We start from the raw sequence: 7,289 nt of genomic DNA on the forward strand, positions 1-7,289 counted from the left end.
AAGAAGGCCTTTTTATTTTGTCCAGATGAGGTGGTTTAAGCACCAAAACAGCTATTTTTCCCTAAAAACAGTAAAAAAGACAAACACCAAAACGATGTTTGTCTGCAATCTGAGAGAGAACGAAGTTCGTTCTCTCTAGGTGTTAGCTTTTCATCTACCCACTACAGTTGACAAAGAGCCTTTTTCCTAAAGGAAAAAACCTGGAAATTTCCAAGTTTTCCTATTTTAGTCTGTAAAAGTGTCCACATCTTTCAGTTTAACAGAAACAATCTTGGACACGCCAGATTCCTGCATGGTCACCCCATACATAGCATCCGCCGCCGCCATTGTCCCTTTTCGGTGGGTCACGACGATAAACTGACTGTCCTTGTCAAAGCGATTGAGATAGTCTCCGAAACGTTTGACATTGGCCTCATCCAAGGCCGCCTCCACCTCGTCCAAGATGACAAAAGGAATGGTCTTGACACGGATAATGGAAAATAGCAGAGCGAGGGCCGAGAGGGCCTTTTCGCCACCTGACATGAGGTTGAGCGATTGGATTTTCTTACCCGGAGGCTGAACAGAAATCTCCACACCCGCAGTCAAAATATCCTGCTCCGTCAAAATCAAGTCCGCAGAACCACCGCCAAACATCTGTCTGAAAGTCTGCTTGAAGCTTTCGCGAATGGCTTCAAATGTGACTTTGAAGCGTTCCTTGACTTCGTCATCCATTTCATGAATAGTGTTCAAGAGCAAATCACGCGCAGATAAAATGTCTGTTCGTTGCTCATTGAGGAAGGTGAGACGGTTGTTAACCTCATCATACTGCTCAATGGCATCCAGGTTGACAGGACCGAGAGCGCGAATAGAACGTTCCAAGTCTTTCAGACCTTGTTCAGCAAGAGGCAAATTCTCAACTTCCTTGGCCTGTGACTGGGCTTCTTCAAAACTCACTTTGAAATGCTCAGTCAAATTGCCTAGCAAGGTCCGTAATCTATCTCCTGCTTGCTCACATTCTGCTTCTAACTTAGCCTGTTTGCGAATGAGGTCATCATTCTTAGTCCGAGCCTGCTCCAAACGACCTTCCAAGTCTTCAAACTGACCGTCAATATCTTCCAACTCAAATTTCAAGCGAATTTGAATCTGATTGGTTTGGCTTTGCTTATCAATCGCAGCCTGTAATTGTTCTTCCAAAACCTCAATACTGGTATCTTCTAGGGCCACATCCTTCTGGCTAATCAGATCTTCCAGTATAGAGATTTCCTTTTCAGTTGTCCCTTTTTCGTCCTGTAAACGATCGAGGTCTGTCTGTTCAAAGCGCAGCTGACTAGAAACTTCTGCCTGCTCCAAGGTCAGTTGACCTTTCTGACTTTGTAGCTTTTGCAGACTTTCTTGGATGCTGTCTCGATTGTCACGCACCTGATTGATTTGATTGTCTAAGGCTTGTTTTTTCTCCGTCAAGGTTTGAAGACTGATTTCTTCCTTGCTTGCTTCATCTTCTAACTCAGTCAAAATGCTTGGGCTGACCTGGCTCATTTGTAAGTCATACTGAGCTGTCACCTGAGCTAGACGATTTTCTGCCTGTTCTTGATGAATCCTTGCACTCTGCTGGCTCAGTCTGGCCTCTTCCCCCTCAGTCTTGATGGTTTCCAAACTTTCTCTGACGTGGTCTAGACTTGTCTTCTTAGTCGCCACCAAGTTTTCTTGCTCTTTCAACTGGCTAGACAGCTCTGCTATTTCTCCTAAAAGAGCATCGAGTTCAGGTTTGATAAAAGTGGTGCTGTTGTTTCGATTGCTACCACCCGCAAAGGCACCGCCTGGACGAATTTCTGCACCATCCATAGTCACCATACGGACCTGAAACTTGGTCGCACGCGCCGCCTGGTTGGCATGATCGATATTATCAAAAATCGCAATAGTACCCAGTAAATTTTGGAAAATCGCATCTAGATTTGGTTGGTAGGTCACGAGGTCGCTTGCCAGCCCCAAGAAACCATCTGAGGCTTGAAGTAGGGCAAGTTGCTGACCCGAAAGCTGGCGAGGCTTTATAGTGGTCAACGGCAAGAAAGTCGCACGACCTTGCCGTTTTTCTTTCAAAAAGGTAATGGCACGTTTGGCAGTCGCTTCATCTTCAACGATGACATTTTGACTAGCCCCACCAAGAGCAATCTCCAGTGCTGTCTGGTAGCGAGTATCGAAAGTCAATTGTTCACTGACAGCCCCGATGATGCCACCCAGACTAGACGAAGCCTGCAAGACAGCCTTAACACCCGCGTAGAAATTGGAGTGATTTTTTAAGATGGCTTCCAAGCTAGCTTGACGTGCTTGTTTGCCCTTCAATAAATCCAGTAAGTCAAAGAGACTACTTTGCTCAGCCTGATAGGCAGCCTGAGCCTGATCTAATTCTTCTTTCTTAGTCTGATAGCTTGCAAGTAAGGCCTGCAAGACTTGATCAGCCTGTTCTAATGCAAATCGGCTCTTATCCAATTCTTCTTGAGCCTGATTTTTCTCAGCCTGCAAACGTGCCAGATCTGCCGACTTGCTTTCTGACAGACTGATTTGATTAGCAATATCCTGCTGGATTTTGGTCAAGCGGTTTGACGCTTCCGCCTCATCCTGCATGAGGGCAACATACTGCTCACGCAGATGATCCAAAACCTGATCCGGATCTTCAGAGAAGTAGGAAATTTCCTTATCCACCGCAGCAATATCTTTTTTCAAGCTGGTCAAGGACCGCTCCAACTGTCCAATTTTTTCTTGCCTTTGCCCAATCTGTTGATCTAAGCTAGTCCGTTTAGACAGCATGCTTTCCAAACGCTCTTGAGCCTCTTGACGACTGGATTCATTTTGACTAGATTCCAGTTTATGAACCTCAATTTTTCGCTCCAGGTCACTGATTAACTTGGTCAAATCCAGTAAAACAGCCTGTTCACGTTCCATCTGTTCAGATAAACGATGGCGCTTTTCTTTCAAGGTCTGGTTTTCATGTTCCAATTCTGACCGCTGTTGGTAGTAGCTGGTCAATTCAGTTTTTACGGTATCGAGTTCAGCTTCTTTTTCCGTTAATTTTTCCTTACCGAGCGCCAATTGAGCAACCAAAACATCCAGGTAAAGTTCCTTGCGTTGCTCTTCCAATTCCAAAAATTTCTTGGCTGTCTGAGCCTGCTTCTCCAAGGGTTTGACCTGATTGTCCAACTCGTAAATAATATCATCCAAACGGTCCAAATTGCCCTGGGCCTGTTCCAGCTTACTTTCCGTTTCTTTCTTACGGGTCTTGTATTTTAAGACCCCTGCTGCCTCTTCAAAAATAGCACGGCGTTCCTCTGGTTTGGAATTAAAAATCGCTTCAACTCGCCCTTGAGAAATAATCGAGAATGAATCACGACCCAAGCCAGTATCCATGAAAAGATCATGAATATCCCGCAAACGAACTTTTTTCCCATCAATCAGGTACTCACTATCACCAGACCGATAAATATGACGCTCTACCTTGATTTCTTTCTCTTTGTGAGCAATAAAACCTGAACTATTATCTAAGGTTACAACAACAGAAGCGTAATTGAGTGGTTTCCGACTCTCTGTTCCGGCAAAGATAACGTCAGGCATCTTGCCTCCACGCAGGCTCTTGGCAGAAGATTCCCCCAAGGCCCAACGCAGACTTTCTGTAATATTGGACTTGCCAGAACCATTCGGTCCCACTACGGCCGTCACTCCACGGTCAAAGACTACCTTAGTCTTATCCGCAAAGGACTTAAAGCCCTGCATTTCAATCGATTTTAGAAACATACCTATCCTCTAGCCTCCACAGCATTTTTTGCGGCGGCTTGTTCAGCTAATTTCTTAGAGCGACCACGACCACGACCAATAACTCGGTGATCCGCAGACACTTCCACTTCAAAGGTCTTATCATGGGCAGGTCCAGACTCGGCTACCACACGATAAGTAATTGCGATTTCACCATTGACCTGCAAAATTTCCTGCAAGGCAGTCTTGTAGTCGGTCACGCGCTCAAAGTTCCCTTTCTCCAAGCGAGGAATCATGACCTTATGGATAAATTCCTCCACGGTCTTTTCCCCCTTGTCCAATAGCAGAGCTCCTAAGAAAGCCTCGAAAGCATCTCCTAAAATGGTATCGCGATTGCGTCCCCCAGACTTCTCTTCCCCTTTACCAAGACGAAGAAAACGATCAAAGCCACAGGCACGTGAAAATCCTGCCAAGGACTCCTCACGAACAAAGGTCGAACGCAACTTAGACATTTCCCCCTCTGGTCTATCAGGATATTTTTGATAGAGATACTTGGAAATCATCAACTGGAGAACAGCGTCTCCTAAAAATTCCAAGCGTTCATTATGTGAAATTTTTAGAAGGCGATGCTCATTGGCGTAAGAGGTATGGGTAAAGGCCGTTTCCAACAAATTCAAATCCGAAAAATCAATTCCAAAATCAGCCAAAAGTTTTTTATGTAAATCTTTCATCATCTGACTCCTTTCTAAAGAGTAATCCTTACGAAACAAAAGTTTCAAATTCACTTCATCCTAATATTATACCACATTTTCCAATTGACAACTCATCGTAGCTCAGGCCTTACGAATGAAGAAAATGATTCAAATATAACTTATTGTTATCTATAATAAAACTAGGAAATGCAACAGAATCCATCATACTCTCAATAACACACATTTTAAACTGCAAACTCCTCATATGGCTGTAACTACGAGAACAATAAAAAGAAAGGCACTCATAATGCCTTTGAAAAAATCAGACTGGGCATAATCAAAAAAGTTGAAGAAAACCTTCAACTTTTAACCGTTATATCCATTTGGATTTTTTGATTGCCAATTCCATGTGTCACGGCACATATCTTCAATTGTCTTTTCTGTCTTCCAATTCAATTCTTTCCAAGCTTTATCCGCATTCGCATAGAAGGATGGCAAATCTCCAGGACGATTTTCTGCAAATTTATAAGGGACATCTACTCCAGTTACTTGGATAAAAGTTGTGACCAATTGCAGTACGCTTGTCCCTTTACCTGATCCCAAATTGTAGGTATAAACTTGGTTAGCTTCATCTAGCTTTTCCAAAGCTCTTACATGTCCTTTAGCTAAATCTACCACATGAATATAGTCACGCTCACAGGTTCCGTCAATTGTATCATATTTATTTCCCCAGATATTAAGGAATTCACGCTTACCAACAGCAACCTGAGAGACAAAAGGCATCAAGTTATTTGGAATACCAGACGGATCTTCTCCAATCAATCCAGATTCATGGGCTCCTATTGGATTGAAGTAACGCAAGAGTGAAATTGCCCAGTCATTATCTGAAACATAAATATCTCTCAGAATCTGTTCACACATGACTTTTGTTTGTCCATACGGGCTTGTTGGAACACCAACAGGCATATCTTCTTGATATGGTGACGGATTCAAACTACCATAAACAGTAGCACTTGATGAAAAGACGATTTTCTTAACACCAAATTCTGCCATAACTTCTACAAGAGAGAGAATGGACATAATATTATTTTCATAATAAGCTCCAGGCTTTTGAACTGATTCACCTACTGCCTTAAAAGCTGCGAAGTGGATGGCTGCCTCGATATCTTCTTTTTTGAAAACTTGTCGAAGACCGTCTTTATCCGCAACATCCAATTGATAGAAGGTAGGACGTTTGCCGGTGATTTCTTCGATTCGATCTAAAACTAAGATGCTAGCATTTGACAAGTCATCGACGATAACAACATCTTTCCCTAATTCTAGCAGTTCTACAACTGTGTGACTACCAATATAACCAGCCCCACCTGTAACCAAGATACTCATGTATGCTCTCCTTTTTACTTGGACAAAATTTTATATATCTATTATATGTTACATAGGGTGAAAAGTAAACAAAAAAGGCTCTATAATTTCTGTAGTGGGTAAAACCACCATGGAAATTATGGAGCCTTTTTAGTGTAGAAAAAAAGTCCCATATGACCTGTAATGAAAAGCGACTAAACAACTCATTAGAAAGACTCATATGGAACAACTAAATCTTATCACAAATTTTCTCAGAATTAAAGACCAAAATATCCTTATCACTGATGAATATGATATGGGGACTCACTTAGAACTCCACGGTCACTTGGACTACACAGCCCCTAAATGCCCAAAATGCAAGGGACAAATGGCTAAGTACGACTATCAGAAAGCCTCTAAGATCCCCTACCTAGAAACTGCTGGCTATCCCTTACTTATCCGCCTTAGAAAGCGTCGCTTCAAGTGTAAAGATTGCGGAAAAATAGCGGTCGCTGAAACTCCTCTTGTCAAGAAGAACCACCAAATCTCTGTCGCTGTTAACCAGAAGATTGCTCAATTACTCATCGAAAATCAAGCAATGAAACATATTGCACACAGGCTATCTATCTCAACTTCATCAGTTATGAGAAAGCTTAATGAGTTCAAGTTTGAAACCGATTGGAATACCTTACCTGAGGTGATGAGCTGGGACGAGTATGCCTTCAAGAAGGGAAAGATGAGCTTTATCGCTCAAGATTTCAATTCCCTAAATGTCATAACCATTCTCGACGGTAGAACTCAAGCAACCATCCGAAACCACTTTCTACGCTATCCTAGAAAGGTTAGAAATCGGGTCAAAGTCATTACCATGGATATGTTTAGTCCCTATTATCATCTTGCTAACCCCTTCGCTCTTCTATTTCTGAGCTCAGGCTGAAACAGTCTATTCCCAGACTGTTTCACTCCCGAATGCAAAAATTGTACTCGACCGCTTTCATATCGTGCAACACCTTAGTCGTGCTATGAACCGTGTTCGTATTCAAATTATGAATCAATTCGACAGAACATCGCAGGAATACCGAGCCTTGAAACGCTACTGGAAATTGATACAACAAGATAGCCGTAAACTCAGCGATAAACGATTTTATCGCCCTATGTTTCGAATGCATTTGACTAACAAGGAAATACTCGAAAAACTCCTGTCTTTCTCCGAGGAACTACGACAGCACTATGAACTCTATCAGCTTCTCTTATTTCATTTCCAAGAGAAGAACTCAGACCATTTCTTTGACCTCATCGAACAGGAAATAGCCACTGTTAATCCTATTTTCCAGACGGTATTTAAGACATTTTTAAAGGATAAAGACAAGGTTGTAAACGACATGGAATTGCCTTATTCAAACGCCAAACTGGAAGCTACCAACAATCTCATCAAAGTCATTAATAGAAATGCCTTTGGTTTCAGGAACTTTGAAAACTTTAAAAAACGGATTTTGATTGCCTTGAACATAAAGAAAGAGGCTGGGCAAAAAC

At 42.4% G+C, this 7,289-nt stretch carries 3 protein-coding genes and 1 pseudogene; 1 reads left to right on the forward strand and 3 read right to left on the reverse strand.

Annotated features, from left to right (window positions below; all coding sequences use genetic code 11):
• Positions 1-225 precede the first annotated feature (225 nt).
• The 3 genes from smc to galE all read right to left on the reverse strand — a co-directional run bounded on the left by smc (position 226) and on the right by galE (position 5,798).
• A complete protein-coding gene (gene smc / locus C1E99_RS12230) occupies positions 226-3,765 on the reverse strand; it encodes a chromosome segregation protein SMC (protein ID WP_105207688.1) in 3,540 nt (1,179 codons plus the stop codon).
• A gap of 2 nt (positions 3,766-3,767) precedes the next feature.
• Positions 3,768-4,454 carry a ribonuclease III gene (gene rnc, locus C1E99_RS12235; protein WP_105108339.1) on the reverse strand — a complete coding sequence of 229 codons (687 nt, stop codon included), beginning with the start codon at positions 4,452-4,454 and terminating at the stop codon, positions 3,768-3,770.
• 327 nt (positions 4,455-4,781) lie between these two features.
• Positions 4,782-5,798: a UDP-glucose 4-epimerase GalE gene (gene galE, locus C1E99_RS12240; protein WP_105207689.1), complete on the reverse strand. Its 1,017-nt coding sequence runs from the start codon at positions 5,796-5,798 to the stop codon at positions 4,782-4,784.
• 199 nt (positions 5,799-5,997) lie between these two features.
• On the opposite strand from galE, the pseudogene C1E99_RS12245 reads away from it, so the two are divergent.
• A pseudogene (locus C1E99_RS12245) lies at positions 5,998-7,289 on the forward strand (transposase); the annotation flags it as partial.

It is taken from the genome of Streptococcus suis (genome assembly GCF_002964045.1).
GTDB classification, from domain to species: Bacteria; Bacillota; Bacilli; order Lactobacillales; family Streptococcaceae; genus Streptococcus; species Streptococcus suis_U.